Source organism: Streptomyces erythrochromogenes (assembly GCF_036170895.1).
Classification (GTDB): domain Bacteria; phylum Actinomycetota; class Actinomycetes; order Streptomycetales; family Streptomycetaceae; genus Streptomyces; species Streptomyces erythrochromogenes.
On the sequence record NZ_CP108036.1, the window covers coordinates 703,134 to 719,854 of the forward strand.

The 16,721-nt window shown below is 72.3% G+C and carries 14 protein-coding genes and 1 pseudogene; 4 read left to right on the plus strand and 11 right to left on the minus strand.

Annotated elements, in window-relative coordinates:
* Positions 1-495 precede the first annotated feature (495 nt).
* The 6 genes and pseudogenes from OHA91_RS03380 to OHA91_RS03405 form a co-directional block, all read right to left on the minus strand.
* Positions 496-2,829, minus strand: coding sequence for an Orn/Lys/Arg family decarboxylase (locus OHA91_RS03380; protein ID WP_266495634.1), 2,334 nt, complete (start codon positions 2,827-2,829; stop codon positions 496-498).
* A gap of 984 nt (positions 2,830-3,813) precedes the next feature.
* On the minus strand, positions 3,814-4,671 hold the full coding sequence (locus tag OHA91_RS03385; RefSeq protein ID WP_266495631.1) for a DUF1206 domain-containing protein: 858 nt from the start codon (positions 4,669-4,671) through the stop codon (positions 3,814-3,816).
* A gap of 692 nt (positions 4,672-5,363) precedes the next feature.
* A pseudogene (locus OHA91_RS03390) lies at positions 5,364-6,163 on the minus strand (peptide-N4-asparagine amidase); the annotation flags it as partial.
* Positions 6,164-6,235: 72 nt separating this feature from the next.
* Entirely contained in the window at positions 6,236-6,715 is a 480-nt protein-coding gene (rraA, locus tag OHA91_RS03395; RefSeq protein ID WP_266495628.1) for a ribonuclease E activity regulator RraA, read from the minus strand.
* 193 nt (positions 6,716-6,908) lie between these two features.
* Complete coding sequence (locus OHA91_RS03400) at positions 6,909-7,808, minus strand: DMT family transporter (protein ID WP_328738547.1); 900 nt, start codon at positions 7,806-7,808, stop codon at positions 6,909-6,911.
* Complete coding sequence (locus OHA91_RS03405; RefSeq protein ID WP_266495622.1) at positions 7,805-8,710, minus strand: phosphatase PAP2 family protein; 906 nt, start codon at positions 8,708-8,710, stop codon at positions 7,805-7,807. Before OHA91_RS03405 ends, OHA91_RS03400 begins: the two co-directional genes overlap by 4 nt.
* A 153-nt stretch (positions 8,711-8,863) precedes the next feature.
* Between OHA91_RS03405 and OHA91_RS03410 the strand changes: the two genes are divergently transcribed.
* The gene (locus OHA91_RS03410; RefSeq protein WP_328738548.1) at positions 8,864-9,496 is read left to right on the plus strand and encodes a TetR/AcrR family transcriptional regulator; all 633 of its coding nucleotides are present in this window, start codon (positions 8,864-8,866) and stop codon (positions 9,494-9,496) included.
* A gap of 151 nt (positions 9,497-9,647) precedes the next feature.
* Here the strand turns inward: OHA91_RS03410 and OHA91_RS03415 are convergent, their stop codons facing one another.
* Complete coding sequence (locus OHA91_RS03415; RefSeq protein ID WP_266495618.1) at positions 9,648-10,187, minus strand: TerD family protein; 540 nt, start codon at positions 10,185-10,187, stop codon at positions 9,648-9,650.
* Between the two features lie 154 nt (positions 10,188-10,341).
* Positions 10,342-11,457 (minus strand): hypothetical protein, encoded by a 1,116-nt coding sequence (locus OHA91_RS03420; RefSeq protein WP_266495616.1) that lies wholly within the window; start codon positions 11,455-11,457, stop codon positions 10,342-10,344.
* A 217-nt stretch (positions 11,458-11,674) separates the two neighbouring features.
* Here OHA91_RS03420 and OHA91_RS03425 point away from each other — a divergent pair, with 217 nt between their 5' ends.
* On the plus strand, positions 11,675-12,487 hold the full coding sequence (locus OHA91_RS03425; RefSeq protein ID WP_266495614.1) for a glutamate ABC transporter substrate-binding protein: 813 nt from the start codon (positions 11,675-11,677) through the stop codon (positions 12,485-12,487).
* A 76-nt stretch (positions 12,488-12,563) separates the two neighbouring features.
* Here OHA91_RS03425 and OHA91_RS03430 read toward each other — a convergent pair whose 3' ends face one another.
* Entirely contained in the window at positions 12,564-13,130 is a 567-nt protein-coding gene (locus tag OHA91_RS03430) for a DJ-1/PfpI family protein (protein ID WP_266495612.1), read from the minus strand.
* 219 nt (positions 13,131-13,349) lie between these two features.
* On the opposite strand from OHA91_RS03430, the gene OHA91_RS03435 reads away from it, so the two are divergent.
* Both OHA91_RS03435 and OHA91_RS03440 read left to right on the plus strand, forming a co-directional pair.
* Positions 13,350-14,174, plus strand: a complete 825-nt coding sequence (locus OHA91_RS03435) for an endonuclease I family protein (RefSeq protein WP_266495610.1) — start codon at positions 13,350-13,352, stop codon at positions 14,172-14,174.
* A gap of 113 nt (positions 14,175-14,287) precedes the next feature.
* On the plus strand, positions 14,288-14,590 hold the full coding sequence (locus OHA91_RS03440; protein ID WP_266496910.1) for a DUF3040 domain-containing protein: 303 nt from the start codon (positions 14,288-14,290) through the stop codon (positions 14,588-14,590).
* A 10-nt stretch (positions 14,591-14,600) separates the two neighbouring features.
* On the opposite strand, the gene OHA91_RS03445 is transcribed toward OHA91_RS03440, so the two are convergent.
* Both OHA91_RS03445 and OHA91_RS03450 read right to left on the minus strand, forming a co-directional pair.
* A complete protein-coding gene (locus OHA91_RS03445) occupies positions 14,601-16,208 on the minus strand; it encodes a beta-N-acetylhexosaminidase (RefSeq protein ID WP_328738549.1) in 1,608 nt (535 codons plus the stop codon).
* A 74-nt stretch (positions 16,209-16,282) separates the two neighbouring features.
* Positions 16,283-16,711, minus strand: coding sequence for a GlcG/HbpS family heme-binding protein (locus tag OHA91_RS03450; protein WP_328738550.1), 429 nt, complete (start codon positions 16,709-16,711; stop codon positions 16,283-16,285).
* Between the last annotated feature and the right edge of the window lie 10 nt (positions 16,712-16,721).

A 16,721-nucleotide genomic window follows, 5' to 3' on the forward strand; every position in this document is an offset into this window, starting at 1 on the left:
GGCTTTGGGGCGTGCCACGCTCATCCCCGCGGTCGACGCCACCTGCGCCCTCCTGACCAACGGGCATCGGAGAGGGTGTGGAAGGCGAGCTGACCGTTTGGCGTGGAAGGTCGGTCCGCCCAGGCTGGGGCCCGGGGCTTGGATCGATCGGGCCCGGGTGTACAGGGCCCGAACCTCGCCAGGGCACGCACCCGAACTGAAGTTGTGGTCCTGCGGTTCGGTACCCGTCTGTCCGGTGGCAAGGCCCCGGCGGCTGGGAAGCCCGGGGCCCGAGCCTTCCGGGCATCGCCCCGTCCCGTTGGGAGGGCGGGCCCGCGTTCCCGGTGCCTTGGTGGCGAACGCCGCCAAGGCACCGGGAACACCCGGAAGGGGGCCAGGGCCGGGTGTGTGTCAGGCCCGGATCATTGATGAATTTTGGCAGTGGCCGGTGACTCCGCCGACTGGCGGAGAGCGCTACTCGAACTGCCCGGGCCAGAGGACGACACGACGTGAGGCTCACGTCATCTGGATGCCCAGGCGTACGCATTCGATGAGGTAGTCCCCGGTGTCGGCATCGATGGTGACACCGTGGGCCTCGCTGTGGAATCCGGGGAAGGCCCGGTCGAACGCCTCCAGCGCGGACAGGTAGCGCAGGACCGGGCCGTTGAATGCGCCGAGCGCTTCTCCGGGCATCAGGACGGGGATCCCCGGGGGAGTCACGGTCACCATGGCCGCGGCCACCCGGCCGGCGGCCTGGGCGAGGGGGAGCCGTTCGGTGCCGCCCCGGATCAGCTGCCGGTAGCACGCCTGGGGCGGGGCGACGGGTTCCGGCAGCTGCTGGAAGGCGGTGTCCAGGGCGTCGATCAGTTCCGCCCGGGTGAGGTGTTCGTGCATGTCCTGGCAGAGACCGCGCAGGGTCGTGCCGCTGTAACGCTGCGGGTAGCGTTCGACGAGGTCCGGCAGTACTTGGCGCAGCGGGGTGTCGGCGTCATGGAGGGCCTTGAAGTCCATGAGTGCGTCCATCAGGGTGCCCCACTTGCCCTTGGTGATGCCCATGGAGAACAGGACGAGGGTGGTGTAGGTGTCGGTCTTCTCCACGACGATGCCGCGGCCGGCCAGGTACGCGGTGAGGATGCGGGCGGGGATGCCCCAGGAGTCCGCCTCACCGCGCGCGTTGACGCCGGGGCAGGTCAGCGTCACCTTGATGGGGTCCAGGAGACACTGGCCCTCGCTGAGTCCCTTGAAGCCGTGCCAGTCCGCCTCCGGGACGAGCTCCCAGCAGCGGGGATCGGAGGCCAGGAGTGCCGGGGAGGCGTCTGCGAAAGCGACGCTGGTTCCGTCGGCCGGGTCGGTGACGGTGTCGGGCTGCCAGACGCCGAAGAACCACGGCAGCCGGTCCCCGGCCTCCGCGATCCGGCGCCCGGTACGGACGAGGGCCTGCCGGAACCGCACGGCCTCGGTCACCGCCTCGTTCACCAGCCACTCCCCCTGCGGTCCGTCCATCATCGCCGCGGCCACGTCCAGCGAGGCGATCACCGGGTACAGCGCCGAGGTGGTGCCGTGCATCATGAACGTCTCGTTGAACCGGTGGTGCTCGACCGGCGCTCGGGGTGAGGACTTCACGTGGACCATGGCGCTCTGCGACAGGGCGGCCAGCAGCTTGTGCGTCGACTGGGTCGCGAAGACCGTGGGACGCTCGTCACCCTCGAAGGTGTCCGGACCCACGGCCATGCCGTACCGGCCCGCGTACAGCGGGGAGAAGCGCGCGTAGGCGAACCAGGCCTCGTCGAAGTGCAGACGGGGCGTACTGGGAGCCAGGGCGCGCGCCGTCTGCACGGTGTCGTAGCACAGGCCGTCGTACGTCGAGTTCGTGATCACCGCGTACTGGGCCTCGGGGGACACTGCTCCCGGAGTCAGGGGGTGGGCGGCGATCCGGGCGGCGACCGCGGCGGGCGCCGTCTCGCGCGCAGGGAGCGGTCCGGCCAGCCCGTATCCGTTGCGGGTAGGGACGAGGTAGACCGGACGCGCACCCGAGATGACCAGGCCGTGCAGCACCGACTTGTGGCAGTTGCGGTCCACGAGGGCGATCTCGTCGGCGGTGACGCAGTAGTGGCCGACCATACGGTCCGCGGTGGAGTCGCCGTGGAGCACGAAGTACGTCCGGTCGGCGCCGAAGATGCGGGCGGCATTGCGCTCGGCTTCCCCGATGGGGCCGCTGTGCTCGAAGAGGGAACCCAGTTCCTCCACCGAGATCGACAGGTCGGTGCGGAAGAGCCGCTCACCGTAGTAGTCGAAGAAGGCCCGGCCGACAGGCGACTTCAAGAAGGCTACGCCGCCCGAGTGCGCCGGCGTGTGCCAGGAGTATTCATGGGCGTCGTCGAACCGGCGCAGCGCTTTGAAGAACGGGGGCAGGACGGAGTCGCCGTACTCCCGGGCGGCGTTGAAGACCCGGCCCGCGATGAAGGACGGCGTGTCCTCCAGCGGCCAGATGTATCCGACGGCGGTCTCCGCCACCCACAGGGGAAGGCGGTCCAGGCCGTGGTCCGATTCCTCGCTCATGACGACGAAGACGGGCAGGGCCGTGAACCGGCGGGTGATCTGACGCAAGACGGCCGCTCCCCGGCCGTCGCTGTCCTCACCGGTCTCGGACGGCAGGTCCCAGGCGACGACCGCAGCCGACAGGCCCGCCTCCGTACGCAGGGCGGCGCACGCCGCCTCGACGGTCCGCGCCCACCGCACCTCCAGGCCGCGATTCTCCAACTCCTTGCCGATCCGGCGCAGTTGGTCACCGCCGACACCCCGGCCCAACGGGTCCTCGCGCAAAGCCAGCAGGACACTACCGTTTGCCATGACACTCTCCACGTGCGTCAACCCATCCCGACCCGCCAAGCATCGAGTTCAAACACCACGGACCGGGTCGAAATCCGGCGCCCCTCACCCGTTCGGCGGGGGCGCACGACAGGGCGCCCCGCGTTCCGCAGACCTAAGGCCGAGCGAATGACGGCTCGCGCAGGTCTGGTTGTCCGATATCCGTTATCCGGGTCGGGCGCCGCCGGGGCCTCTTCCACGACCCTGAAACTCCGCGGCGCATCGCCGCAGCCGACCGGGGGCAGCGGTCCGCGCTGTCACCCGAGGGCGCAGGCCCAGGCGGGCCTGGACCACGAATGTTGAACACATCCATGCGGCTTGGGCCCGGGCAGTTGTCACTCCAGCCCACAACGCTCCACACCACCGCGAAGGTAACCCTCGGCGACCGCTCCCCAAGATCTGCCAGACTCCGCTGGACTCCGTCGCAGACAGGAGGGCGATGGAGGAGGAGGCGGGTGCGTTCCGGACGATGCCAGTGAGGAACACGGCGAGGACCAGGACTCCGAAAGCCCGGCACCAGCGAGCCGGCTCGGACAGGATCACCCACGCGCCCCGGTACGACCGCCAGAACCGGCGGAAGGCCACGACCGAAGCCCACAGCACCATCCAGACCGCCACGGTGACCAGCACCCTCGTGAGGCCGGAGCCGCCGAGCAGGGAGCCGGTCACCGCCGACGTGGCGAGCATGGCCGCCGCGGTGACCTCCAGAGCGCCGACGCCACGCACGGCCCGGTCCGGGTCGAACGCACACAAGGCTGAACGCGCATCCTGAACGGCTTCAAAGCGGTGGCCGACCGGGCCCCGGTGGCCGAGGGACGCGCTCGACGCCCGGTCCTGGTCCCAGGGATGTCGTGACTGATCCCCCCGGGGCCCGGGGTGCACTGGGCGGTGGGCAGGGTGCGGGCGGGGGCGGGGGCGGCGCGATCAGGGCGGTCAGCCGGCATCGCGGTTGATCGGCTGCTCTGGCTAAGCGTCGTGTTCAGGGGCTTTACGCCAGCGGGCCTCGCAGAACGAGTACAGGCCGAACATCAGAAGGCCGACCGCCGCGGCGATCAGCAGCACCGGCCCGGCTGGCGTATCGGCGAACGAGCGCAGCGTCTCGTCCAGGCCCTTTGCCTCGCTGGCGTCGAAGCGCACCGCGGCCAGGAGAATGAACAGGCCGGTCGCCACCGCGACCACTCCGCACGCCACGCCGCCGATGATGCCCAGCGCCGCGACGATACGCCGCGTCGTCCGGCTCATCCGCTCCGTACGGAGGTTCTTCTCGAACTTCCGCATCAGGCTGCGCACCACGATCACCACGCCCACGATGGCCAGCACGGCCCCGAACACGCCGACGAGTACCCGGCCATAGGGCCATTCCAGCACGCGCGCGGTGTAGTCCTTCGACGACTCGTCACCGCCGCGGACCCCGCCGGACCCGCCGACCAGCGCGGTCTGCACCACGCCGACACAGATCACCAGGTAGAAGACGGCCAGCCCCAGGGAGCCCAGGCGCCGGGTCCACTTGTCACCACCTTCCGTCGCCTGCCCGAAGGCGGCTTCGGAAAAGCGCCACAGCGCCATCGCCGCCAGCCCCACCACCAGCGCCCACAGCAGCACCTGGCCGTACGACTGCTCACCGATGGTCCGCACGGCCCCGGACCGGTCGGCCTCCTTGTCACTGCCGCCGCCGAAACCGATCCGCACGGCGAGGAGCCCGACCAGAACGTAGATCACTCCCCGCGCGCAGAGCCCGACCCGGGAGGCAACCTCCATGGCGCGGCTGTCGGCCACACGCTGCCCCCGGGTCTTGGCCTGGGCGGCATCCTTCTCGGTCGCCATACCCGACACCTCCCGGTGCGCGAACAGCTGCTAACCCCACCATGGCACCACGCAGCGCACCCGACCAGCGCAGTCCGTCGCTTCCAGGTGATAGGGGTCATGTCATTGGGTGAACTCTGCTCGGGCAGGGCACGCGGCTGCACTCGCGCGACGGGACACTCGCCGTGTCGGGACGGTTCCCCATCATCGACTTCCCAGACGCCCCCCGCTGCAGGTCACTGCCTGCACGACAGGCCGGCGAAGCGGCACGCTCGCGTGCACCGGTAGCCCCGCCGGCCCGGAGAGCACAGTGCCTGCTGACGCGGGAAGGGGATCCACGGGACGGGTTCTCGTGGAAGGGGCGGTGTCAGCGTCGGGCGTCAACGCCAGCACCCGCGTTTCACACAGGATGCCGAACTCTGTGGTCGTGCTGCGCGGTGCTGGCCGGCCGCGGCTATGGTCGGGCGCAGTCCGCGCCGATAAGGCGTGCGCGGGCGAGGCCCGGTGACCAGAGCGCTCTGGCGGCAGTAGCCCGCGGGAGGGGTGGTGGTGGCTCCGGTTGTGCCAGGCTATCGGGCAATGACGACTCAGCTGATCGGCTTCGGCCCTGCAAATATCACTTCGGCGAGCACCCGGTGCGCCCATGTGCCCGATCAGTGCCCGACTGCGCCTGCTGCGAGCCTTTCACCTGCGGGAACGTTTTTCCCCAACCCGTACCAGAGGAACGGGTTGGACCAGCCGCCGGTCCAGACGGTGGGGAAGAGCGCGGCGATGCCGGCGAGCCGCCCGTCGACCAGGAGTACGGGGCTCCGGCGGGGGTGGTCATGTACCAGTACTCCTCGCAGCCGCCGCCGGAGCCGGTGGCGTACACCTCGGCCAGCAGCCGTTCGGTGTTGCGGGGCGTGGTGACCGTCGGGGTCGTGAGGGGCAGGACCCGGTCGGGGGCGTCGGGAGCGGGGGTGCGCCCTTCGGCGGCGTAGAAGGTGAGGGTCACCTTGACGTCGATGACGCCGGTGTAGGTCTCGTTCACGACGTTGCCGATGAGCATCTCGACGGGCTGCGGGCGGGCGAGGGCGTCGCGGTAGCGGGTGACGTCCTTCTCGACGGCCCAGGTGATGCCGTCGGGCGAGGGCTGGGGCGTCGAGGTGCGCAGGATCTCCACGCCGCCCAGGGAGAGGTGGCCCAGGCGGTCGTACTGGCGGCCCTTGACCTTGCCTTCGAGGCGGAGCACCACCGCCGCCCAGTCGGCCGCACCGCAGTCGGTGGGGGGCGCGTAGTCGCCGCGGTAGGGGGTGAAGTCGCGGAACTGCGCCTCGGCGAGGCCCACCTGGCAGGACCGGGTCGCGGGCCGCGCGACGGGCGGCGCGGCGGTGAGGGGGTCGTGCCAGTCGGTGCCGAACTCGGCGGGCGGCGGGTCGGCCCGGGGCAGGCCGTGCGCGGGTCCCGCGGCGGCCAGGGTGCCGGCGGCCAGCGCGATCGCGCCGAGCAGGCCCGTGATCCTGTGTCGTCTCATGGACCGGCAGTGAAACCCGGTGCGCCGGGCGGTGGCCAGGGCCGGTGGGCCGGACCGGGCCGGTTCTCGTCGTCAGCCGCGCAGGACGACCACGCCGTCGTCGTCCGCGTGGACGGTGTCCCCGACGCGGAAGGTGACCTCGCCGATGGTGACGGGCTCGTCCACGGCGCCGGCGCCGGTCTTGCCGCTCTTGCGGGGGACGGTGCCCAGGGCCTGCACGCCGAGGTCGAGGCCTCCGAGGGCGACGCTGTCGCGGACCGAGCCGTTGATGATCAGGCCCGCCCAGCCGTTGCGTTCGGCCGCTCCGGCGATGAGGTCGCCGACCAGGGCGGTGCGCGGCGAGCCGCCGCCGTCCACGACGAGGACGGCGCCCTCGCCCGGGGTGTGGAGGAGTTCGCGCAGCAGGGCGTTGTCCTCGTGACAGCGGACGGTCCGCACGGGGCCGGCGAAGAGCCGGCGGCCGCCGAACTGCCGGAAGCCGGTGGTGCAGATGTCGAGGGCTTCGCCGTGCTCGTCGTACAGGTCGGCGGTGGGGACGGGGGTGATGCTCATGTCGGTACCGGTTCCTCGCTGCTCGTTCTCGTACGTCGCGCCGTGCGGCCAGGGTAGTGGGCCCGGCTCCGGCGGCGGCCGGGGTGGGGCGGGAGGCCCGGACAACGGCCGGAATCCGACGGGCCGGACGGTGGCGTGCCGGGGATCGTCGACAGGCGGAACGTTTCAGCATGGCGCCGCGCGGTCCCCGGGATCAGACGGGCACCCGTCCCCCGGGTACGGCCAGTTCGGGCGCGGCGGACGGCACCCGGGCCGCCGGGGCGCCCGTCGGGGCGGCCGGCGCGCGGGTCAGCAGGACCACGCCCCACGCCGCCACGAGTGCTCCGGCCCCCGCCAGCAGCAGCCCCGTCGGCCCGCCCTGGAGTCGTTCGCCGAGCAGGACCGCGCCGATGGCGGCCGCGGCGAGGGGATTGGCCAGGTTCACCACGGCGAGCGGGGCGCCGAGCCCGCCGCCCCGGTAGGCCCGCTGCGACAGGAGCATCCCGCCGACCGCGAACACCACGACGAGCAGGGCCACGGCGACGACCCGCACGCTCAGCAGGGATACGCCGCGGCCGCCGACGACGGCCACGGTCTGCGTCAGCGCGGAGGCCACGGCGGAGGCCAGCCCGGAGGCCGTGGCGTGCCGCAGGCCCGCGCCCGGGTCCTTGACCGCGGTCAGGAGCAGGATGGCGGCCGCGGTCGCCCCGGAGACGGCCAGCGCCTCGGCCAGCGTGAGGGTGTCGTCGGGGGCCGGCCCGGAGGCGGGGAGCAGCAGCAGGCCGAGCCCGGCGACGGTCGCGAGGGTGCCGCGCCATTCGGTGGCCGCGACGCGGCGTCCGGCCCGGCGCGCCCCCATCGGCACGGCGGCCACCAGGGTGAGCGCGCCGAGCGGCTGCACCAGGGTGAGGGGCCCGTACCGCAGGGCCGCCGCGTGCAGCAGGGCCGCGGCCGCGTTCAGTCCGGCCGACCACCACCAGACGCCGGAGCCCAGCAGCGCCCCGGCGCTGCGCGCGACGCCGGCGCGGGCGAGTCGCTCCTGGGCGACGGCGCCGGCCGCGTAGGTCACGGCCGAGGCGAGGCAGATCCCGACGGCGAGGGCGGTGTCGTTCACTTTCCCGCTCCCACGGCCGCGGCGGTGCTCTTCTGGCGCGGCAGTCCGCGTACCGCGCCCTCCGCGCCGGCGCCGACGTCCGCGCCTGTGCCCGCCTCGCTGTCCGTGCCCGTGTCCCTGCCCGCGCCCGTGTCGTCCCGGTCGCCCGCGCGCGGCCGCGGCACCACCAGCAGGGCGAGCCCGAGCAGGGCGGCGGCGACGACCGCGTCGAGCCAGTAGTGGTTGGCGGTGCCGACTATCACCAGGAGCGTCACCAGCGGGTGCAGCAGCCACAGCAGCCGCCAGGGCGAGCCCTTGCCGCCCTTCGCGCCCCTCCCGCCACGGGTCGCGACGATCACGCCGATCGCGAGCATCAGCGCCCAGCCGAAGTGCAGGGAGGGCATCGCGGCGAACTGGTTGGCCAGGGTGTCGGCGTCCGGCGCGGCTCGGTAGACCGTGGGCCCGTAGACCTGGCCGGTGTCGATGAGCCGGGCGGCGGGGAGCATCCGCGGGGGCGCCAGGGGGTAGGCGAGGTGCAGGACGAGCGCGGCTCCGGTGAGCACGGCGAGCACCCGGCGGGTCCACAGGTAGTGCGCGGGACGGCGGATGTAGAGCCAGATCAGGAAGAGCGCGGTGGCGGGGAAGTGGACGGCCGCGTAGTAGGTGTTCGCGGTGGTCACGAGGGCGTCCCCGTGGAGCAGCAGCCGCTGCACCGCGCCCTCGCCGGGCAGGTGCAGGAGGCGCTCGGCGTCCCAGATCCGGTCCGCGTTGCGGAAGGCCTCGCCGGTGCGGTCGGTCGAGAGCAGCCGTCCCGCCTTGTAGACGGTGAAGAAGCCCGCGACGAGCAGCAGCTCGCGTATGAGGCGCCGGCGTGCTGCTCTCGGTCCGGCTGCCGGCCCGGCAGGCGTGGTGTGGGCGGTCATCCCCCGGTCTCTCTTCTCTGTTGCGCGCACAGCGACACGCCAGTGTATCGATACATTGGCGTATCGATACGCTGGTGTACCGATACGGTCGCGTTCCCGTACACTTCACGGCGGAACCAGTAGCCGAGGCGCCCCCGAGGAGAGCCGCAGCCCATGACGTCGACGCCGACCCCCGCGCGCCGCTCCAAGATCACCCCGGAGCGGGAGCAGGAGTTCTACGACGCCGTCCTGGACCAGCTGCGCGAGCACGGCTACGAGGCCCTGACGATGGAGGGCGTCGCCGCCCGCGCCAGCTGCGGCAAGTCCACGCTCTACCGGCAGTGGAAGACCAAGCCCCAGCTGGTGGCCGCCGCCCTGCGCTCCGCCCGGCGGGGCACCCTCGCCGCGGTGGACACGGGCACCCTGGCGGGCGACCTGCGCGAGGCGGCCCGGATCGCGGCCGGCACCTCGGGCCGGGACACCCGCCTGACGCAGGCCCTCGGGCACGCCGTACTCAGTGACGAGGCACTCCAGGCCGCCCTGCGCGAGGCCCTGGTCGACCCCGAACTGGCCGCCTTCGACGCGATGGTGGAGCGGGCCGTGGCCCGCGGCGAGATCACCGCGGACCATCCCGCCGTGGAGTTCCTGCCGGCCCAGCTGATGGGCGTGCTCCGCATCCGGCCGGTGCTGGAAGGACAGTACGCGGACGCCGACTACCTGATCCGGTTCGTGGAGGCCGTCATGCTCCCGTCCCTGGGTCTCGCGCCCGGCCGCCCCGTCCGCCCGACGGCCGGCCAGGCCCCCTGAACCGGCGGGCCGTCGTCCCGGTGACCGGACGACGCCCCGCCCGCGCTGCCTCGTGGGGACGGCGGCAGCGCGCCACCCGGACCGGGCGGCGGCCACTCACCCGAGTGGCCGCCGCCCGCTCTGAGCGGCCCCGCGCCGGTTTGCGCCGCATTCAGCGGATCCCGCCCATGGCCCGGGTGAACTCCTCCGGGTCGGCTTCGAAGCCCTCCAGCCGTACGTCGAACGACCAGGCGCCCGAGGCGTCCCGGGTGAACTCGGCGACGGTGGCCGCCGTGGCGCCCGGCACGCCCGCGAAGTCGCCCTGGGCGAGGTCGGTGTGACCCTCCCGGATCCGGAACCCCGTGCCCGCGACATCGGCGAAGGTCTTCGCGCCGCCCGCGCCGCCCCCGGTGTTCTGGATGACCACGCCGATCACCACACGGCCCTTGTCCGGGGACATCCTGTGCAGTTCGACGGTCATCACCTCGTCGAAGCCGAAGCCCTGGCCGGTATGGCTGTCCCGGTTGAGGGTGATGGTTCCGTCCGGCGACCGGCTGCCGAAGTGCACGAGCTGGACGGGCGTCCCGTGCGGATCCGCGGCCCCGTAGACCGCGGCGACGATGTCGAGGTCGTTCGCGGGAGTGCCGGCCGGGCTGGGGTCCCACCGCAGCGCGACCTCCACCTTGGCCAGTCCTTTGCGTACACCGTTCACCGAACTCCCCCTTCGTCTGCGGGTATTGCCCGCCCATGATCCCACGGGCCTCCCCTCCCGGCCCGAACGACCGCACGTTCCCGGCCAGTCGGGCCGGATCGGACACCGGGCGCCGCGCGCCCGGCCCGACCGCCGGGCCGCCCGCGCCGGCCGGCTACCAGTCGCCGTCCTGTACGGGTTTGCCCGGCCTCGGGGCGTTGCCCAGCGGTTTGACCTGGCCCGGGGCGGGCTCCGCCCACGGGGTGTGGTCGTCGCCGAGCCACTCCCCCACCGGCTTCACCCCGCTCAGGGTGTCGGTCGGCGCCAGATCGGCGGCCGAATCGTCGTAGTAGTCGAACCAGGGCAGCCCGGCCTTGGTGTAGGCGGCCCGGTCGACGGGCGAGGGCGGAGCGTCCTCCCCGGTGATGCGGCGCCACGCGGGCGGGGTCACCAGGTGCACGAAGATCCGCGCGCCCGGCTCCTCGGCCCAGTCGGACAGCGGGCGCTCGTCCCGGTAGACCTCCTGGTGCATGCTGCCGCCGACGCCGAGCCCCATCGCGGGAGCCGCCGGCGGGCCCGACCGGCCGCCGCCCGGGCGGGCGCCGCGGGGCGCCGCGCCCGGTGCGGGCGGAGCCATCATCGGCGCGGGCACCGGGCCGCCGAAGCCCCCGCCCATGGGCGCCTGGACGGGCGGAGCCCCGTAGAGCCCCTCGCCCCCGGCCGGCGGCGGGGGCGGGGTCAGCCGCGCCCGTTCGGCCCGGTGCCACTGCGCCAGCGCCTCGCGGCCCAGCGGGAACGCCTGGAGCTGCACGCCGCCGGTGGTCTCCTCCCCGGTGACCTGCCCCTCGACCGTGGCGCCCAGCCCCAGCGGCACCGCGACGAACTGGCGCACCGTGCCGTTCCCGGAGTTGATCCCGTCAAGCCAGGGCTGCCGGGGAAGCACCACGTAGTTCTGCGGGGTGCGCGCCAGGCGGCCGCTCCACCGCTCGCCGGAGACGGCGCACACCTTGCCGACGCCGACCTGGAGCGCGGTGGGCGTCCGGGTCCCGCCGAAGCTCAGCCACATCGCCTCGCGCAGGTGGACGGGCAGCATCACGCCGCCCTTCGCCAGCCACTCCGGCGGAACCGTGTCGGGGTGGTCCTCGACCCTGCGCAGCGGGAATTCCCCCAGCCCCGGCGGCAGTGAATGCGTTCCGGATTCGGGCAGGCGCAAGGTCCGTATGAACCGGATCTGCACCCCTTCTCCCACATGCAGCGCATTTCCGTCCACCCGTACCGAACCTGTTCCCACACCCGCCCCTTTCTGCTGTTCAGACCCGGTTTTGCCGAAGAAGTTACGGTAGAGCCGGATCGTTATCCTCAAGTTTCGCTCAAATGTAGTGACGCTACGGCCGCCCTCTTCCTAGCTTCCTCGTACACATGTGTCGACGTGTCGTACGTTCCCGCGGTTCCACACGCCCGGCGATCCCGGTGACGCGTCCCGCGTTCCCCCAGGAAAGAGTGCAAGCATGAAGGTTCCCCAGGCCGGCGCGGTCGCCGCAGTGATCGCCCTCGCCCTGACCGCCTCCGGGTGCGGTGGTGGAGAAGAGGACAAGGGGACCCTTCCCATCGGCATCAAGTTCGACCAGCCGGGCATCGGCATGCGGGAGACCGGCGGTACGTTCACCGGCTTCGACGTGGACGTCGCCACGTATGTGGCCAAGGAGCTCGGCTACAAGCCGGATCAGATCGAGTTCAAGCAGGTCTTGAGCAACGACCGCGAACTGCTGCTCCAGTACAACGAGGTCGAGTTCGTCGTCGCGAGCTACTCGATCAACGAGAAGCGCAAGGAGAAGGTCGATTTCGCCGGCCCGTACTTCGTGGCCCACCAAGATCTGCTGACCCGCGCCAACGACACCTCGATCACCAAGGCCGAGGACCTCAATTCGAAGACGATGTGCTCGGTGACCGGCTCCACCTCCGCCGAGAACCTCAAGAAGAACCTCGCCCCCAAGGCGGCGCTGCTGGAGCTCAGCGGCTACTCGGACTGCCTCGTCGCCCTGCAGGAGGGCCGCGTCGACGCCATGACGACCGACAACGCGATCCTGGCCGGGTACGCCGCACGCAAGGGCAACGAGGGCAAGTTCAAGCTGACGGGCCAGAGCCTCAGCAACGAGAACTACGGCATCGGTGTCAAGAAGGGCGAGAAGGAACTTCAGGGCAAGATCAACGACGCTCTGAAGAAAATGGTCCAGGACGGCTCCTGGGAAGCGGCAGTGAAGAAGAACTTCGGCGCGGGCTACAAGTACGAGCCGGCTCCGGCGATCACCACCGGCAGCTGACGCCCGTCGCACGGGTGGCCGTGACCCCTCTCCGCCTGGGTCACGGCCACCGTTGCGTTCCGGCGCCGGGTCAGGGTCAGACCACTGGGGCCTTGCCGCGCAGCACGGTCAGGAACTCCCTCATCCAGCCGGAGTGGTCGGGCCAGGCCCTGGCCGAGACCAGGGTGCCGTCGACCACCGTCTCGGAGTCCTCGAACTCCGCCCCCGCGGCCTTCATGTCCAGCTCCAGCGCCGGGTACGCGGTCACCCGGCGGCCGGCCAGGCCCCCGGCTGCGGCGGTGATGAGCGGGCCGTGGCAGATCTGCGCGATCGGCTTGTCGGCTTCCGCGAAGGCGGCCAGGATCCGCCGCACCTCGGGGTCGTTGCGCAGGTACTCGGGGGCCCGGCCGCCCGGGACGACCAGGGCCGCGTAGTCCTCCGTCACCACGTCCGCGAAGGCCAGGTCGGCAGGCCAGGTGTAGCCGGGCTTCTCGGTGTAGGTGTCGAAACCGTCCTCGAAGTCGTGGACCACGAAGCGCAGCTTCTTCACCTGCGGTGCCGCGATGTGGACTTCGTACCCCTCCTCGCGCAGACGCTGGTACGGATACAGCACCTCCAGCGACTCGGCCGCGTCGCCGGTCACGATGAGGATCTTCACTGCCATGGGCTGCTCCAGATGGGTCTGTTCACGGTCGGGCCGGCCCCGCCGGGGCCACCGCTACCCTGCCCGCGGCCATCGGGGCGCACACCCGGGCTTCCACGTCCCGGACACATGTTTTTTGCCTGATGGGCACATGACAATGCAATCCTCTTCCCTGCCACCTGATCCCCCGCCAATTCCCCGGGCGGGGACGGTGCGTACGGAGAGGTACCCCCCCACCCGATGAGAATCTCGCGCCTGACCCCCTGGGCGGCCGGCCTCGCCGCCGTCGCCCTGGTCGCCGTACCGGCGGCCGCGTCCGCCGGCCAGCAGGGCACGGCCGCGCCCCGGACCCCCGGGGCCGCCCCCGCCGCGGCCGCCTCGTACGACGCGTACTACGCGCCCGCCGAGGGCAAGACCGGTGCCGCGCTGAAGGCGGCCCTGCACGACATCGTCAAGTCGCAGTCCAAGGTCAGCTACGACGGGGTGTGGAACGCCCTGAAGGCGACCGACCAGGACCCGGCGAACCCGAACAACGTCATCCTGCTCTACTCCGGCCGCTCGCAGTCGAAGTCGTCGAACGGCGGCGGCGCCAACGACTGGAACCGCGAGCACGTCTGGGCCAAGAGCCACGGTGACTTCGGCACGGCCACCGGCCCGGGCACCGACCTGCACCACCTGCGGCCCGAGGACGTCACCGTCAACAGCACCCGCGGCAACAAGGACTTCGACAAGGGCGGCAGCCCGGTGAGCGAGGCCCCGGGCAGCCTGACCGACGCCGACTCCTTCGAGCCCCGCGACGCGGTCAAGGGCGACGTGGCCCGCATGCTGCTCTACATGGCCGTCCGCTACGACGGCGGCGACGGCTTCGCGAACCTGGAGCTGAACGACGTGGTCAACAACGGCTCCGCCCCGCTCTTCGGCCGGATCAGCCTGCTGAAGCAGTGGAACCTGATGGACCCGCCGGACGCCTTCGAGCAGCGCCGCAACCAGGTCATATTCGACGTGTACCAGCACAACCGCAACCCGTTCATCGACCACCCGGAGTGGGTCGACTCCATCTGGTGACGCCGGAGGGCAGCTCGGCGGCCTCCGGGGGTTGACGCGCGTCAGGCCGGGTATTCGCAGGCCAGAGGCTGCGGACCGCGCCCGACGGCGGCAGCCCACGGAGGTACGTCGTGATGGACGGAGCCGGCCTCTCCGATCGCGAACAGCGCGCCCTCTCCGCGATCGAGGCAGAACTCAAGGGTGACCGTGCCCTCGACCGGATGCTGCGGTCGGGGCGCCGACGACGCCGTGCCACCTGGGCTGGGGTGTGGGGAGCCGCGACGACAGCGTTGTTCGTCGCGGCTTCGGTCACCGTCTCCGAGCCGCTGCTCTGGGCCTGCGCCGCCGCCTGGACCCTGACGGTGGTCACAGCCCTGCCGCCGGCCGTCGAGTGGGCCCACCGCCGCAGACGGATCCCCAGACGCCCGGAAGAATGAACGAACGGACTCAGAGCCGGCCGGCGAGGGCCTGGAATTCGGACCAGGGCAGCTGCGGCGTCCGCGCGTCCCACACCTTCTGCGACAGCGCTGCCAGCGGCATGCGGATGCCCGCCGCCACCTGGTCCTGGGTCTGCGCGCCGGACAGGTCGGCCCAGACGGCGAGGCGCCCGCCGAGGATCTGGCCGTCGTAGGAGGCCGGCACGGGGGTGGTGCCGCGCAGGACCAGCGGGGTCCACTGCTCGTAGATGCGCCGGCCGGTGGGGTAGGTGAACTGGTTCGGCTCGCCGAGCACGTAGTACAGGTACTCGTCGTTGAGGTTCACGAGCTTGCGGCCCTCGCGCAGGTACTCCAGCGGCGGGCGGGCGCCGATCTCCTTGCCGGTCCAGTACTCGACCTGGATGTCCTTGGCGGCGCCGGCGACCCCGCCGGCGAAGAACCCGTCGTTCCACGCCTTGAGCGCCTTGCCGGACGGGCGGACCACGTCGGCGCGGTCGTTCAGCCACCCCGTGGCCAGGTCCTGCACGCGCGCCGAGGGCCCGTAGCGCTGCTGCGCCGCGCGGGCGAGCTGGGGGAAGGACGCCTGCGGGTCGCGGACGACCAGCGCCTGGTACTCGTCGGCGCCCAGGTGCCAGGCTCCGCCGGGGAAGAGCGGCCGGTACTCGCGCAGCAGGTCGTCGATCAGCTTGGCCGAGGCCGGGTTGGATATGTCCACCGCGCCCTTGACGGCCCTGCCGTTCACGTCGCGCAGTTGCAGGTCGGGGTGGGCGCGCAGCACCGCGCCGAGGTGTCCGGGCGAGTCGATCTCCGGAACCACCGTGATGTGCAGCCGGGAGGCGAGCGCCGTGATGTCGCGTACCTGCGCCTTGGTGAGGTGCGGGGTGGAGACGATCTCGGGGTGGCTGTCGGACTGGATCCGGAAGGCCTGGTCGTCGGAGAAGTGCAGGCCGAGCTGGTTGAGTTTGAGGTCCGCCATCTCGCGCAGCCGGCTCTTTATCCACTCGGGCGTGAAGTGCTTGCGCGCTATGTCGAGGTTGAGGCCGCGCTGCGGCTTGGCCGGGGCGTCGCGCACGGTTCCCTCGGGCGCCGAGCCGGAGGCGCGCACGGCCTGCTTGAGGGTGCGGGTGCCGTAGAAGACCCCGGCCTCGTCGGGGCCGTTGATGCGTACGCGGCCGTCCTTGACGGTGAGGGTGTACGACTCGGGGTTGCCCGCGCCCTCGACGGAGAGCTCCACGTCGCCGGCGCGCGGCGCCGCCGACTCGCCGTACTTGATGCCCAGTTCCCCGGCGAGCAGTCGGGCCTCGTCGGAGAGCGCGGCCGTGTCGCCCTGCGCGACGACCACGCGGGCGTCGGGGGCGGGTTTCCAGCCGGGGCCGCGGGCCGCCTCGTGTTCGCGCACGGCCGGGATGGTGCGCGGGGCGGTGGACAGGGCGTAGGTCGGTGACGGAGCCGGCGGGGTGGGGGCTGCGGCCGGGGCGGTCGTCGTGCCGGCGGCGCCCTGGGCGGTGGGGCTGGGGGCGCGTACCTCGTCGGATGCGGCCGTGCACCCAGGAAGGGCAAGGGCGACCATCGCGGCGACACCTGCCGTCGCGATCGCGTGGACCCTCCTGCACTTCATCGGTTTCCGCATCATGCAGCCGTGTCCCCCGTACCAACCTGGCACGGGGGACACGGGCGCGCGACCCGGCGGTCTCAGAGCAGGGCGTCGAGCGCCGCGGTGGCGAAGGCGTGGTCCTGGTCGGGTGCGCCGCCGCCGACGCCCACGGCGCCGATGAGCCGGCCGTCGCGGTGGACGGGCAGCCCGCCCGCGATGAACAGCAGGGGACGGTCGAGGGCGGTGGGGAGCGTGTGGAAGGGGCCCTCGGGCCGGACGGCGTCGACGAGGTCGGCGGTGGGCGCGTCCAGCTGGAGGGCCGTGTAGGCCTTGCGGGTGCTGGTCTCGCCGGAGATCAGGACGGCGCGGTCGTCGCGCCGGAAGGCGAGCAGGTGGCCGCCGGCGTCGAGGACGGTGACGCTGACCGCGGCTCCGGCCGCCTCGGCGGCGGTCCGGGCGGCGGCGACGAGCAGCTCGGCGTCCTCGGTGATCAGGGGCGCGACGGCGGTGCGGGTGGCGGTGGACATGCCGGTTTCT

Bases quoted from the DNA above. Each gene is read 5' to 3' on its own strand.
- OHA91_RS03380 (WP_266495634.1), bottom strand. From the start codon at position 2,829: ATGGCAAACGGTAGTGTCCTGCTGGCTTTGCGCGAGGACCCGTTGGGC.
- OHA91_RS03385 (WP_266495631.1), bottom strand. From the start codon at position 4,671: ATGGCGACCGAGAAGGATGCCGCCCAGGCCAAGACCCGGGGGCAGCGT.
- rraA (WP_266495628.1), bottom strand. From the start codon at position 6,715: ATGAGCATCACCCCCGTCCCCACCGCCGACCTGTACGACGAGCACGGC.
- OHA91_RS03405 (WP_266495622.1), bottom strand. From the start codon at position 8,710: ATGACCGCCCACACCACGCCTGCCGGGCCGGCAGCCGGACCGAGAGCA.
- OHA91_RS03410 (WP_328738548.1), top strand. From the start codon at position 8,864: ATGACGTCGACGCCGACCCCCGCGCGCCGCTCCAAGATCACCCCGGAG.
- OHA91_RS03425 (WP_266495614.1), top strand. From the start codon at position 11,675: ATGAAGGTTCCCCAGGCCGGCGCGGTCGCCGCAGTGATCGCCCTCGCC.
- OHA91_RS03430 (WP_266495612.1), bottom strand. From the start codon at position 13,130: ATGGCAGTGAAGATCCTCATCGTGACCGGCGACGCGGCCGAGTCGCTG.
- OHA91_RS03435 (WP_266495610.1), top strand. From the start codon at position 13,350: ATGAGAATCTCGCGCCTGACCCCCTGGGCGGCCGGCCTCGCCGCCGTC.
- OHA91_RS03440 (WP_266496910.1), top strand. From the start codon at position 14,288: ATGGACGGAGCCGGCCTCTCCGATCGCGAACAGCGCGCCCTCTCCGCG.
- OHA91_RS03445 (WP_328738549.1), bottom strand. From the start codon at position 16,208: ATGAAGTGCAGGAGGGTCCACGCGATCGCGACGGCAGGTGTCGCCGCG.
- OHA91_RS03450 (WP_328738550.1), bottom strand. From the start codon at position 16,711: ATGTCCACCGCCACCCGCACCGCCGTCGCGCCCCTGATCACCGAGGAC.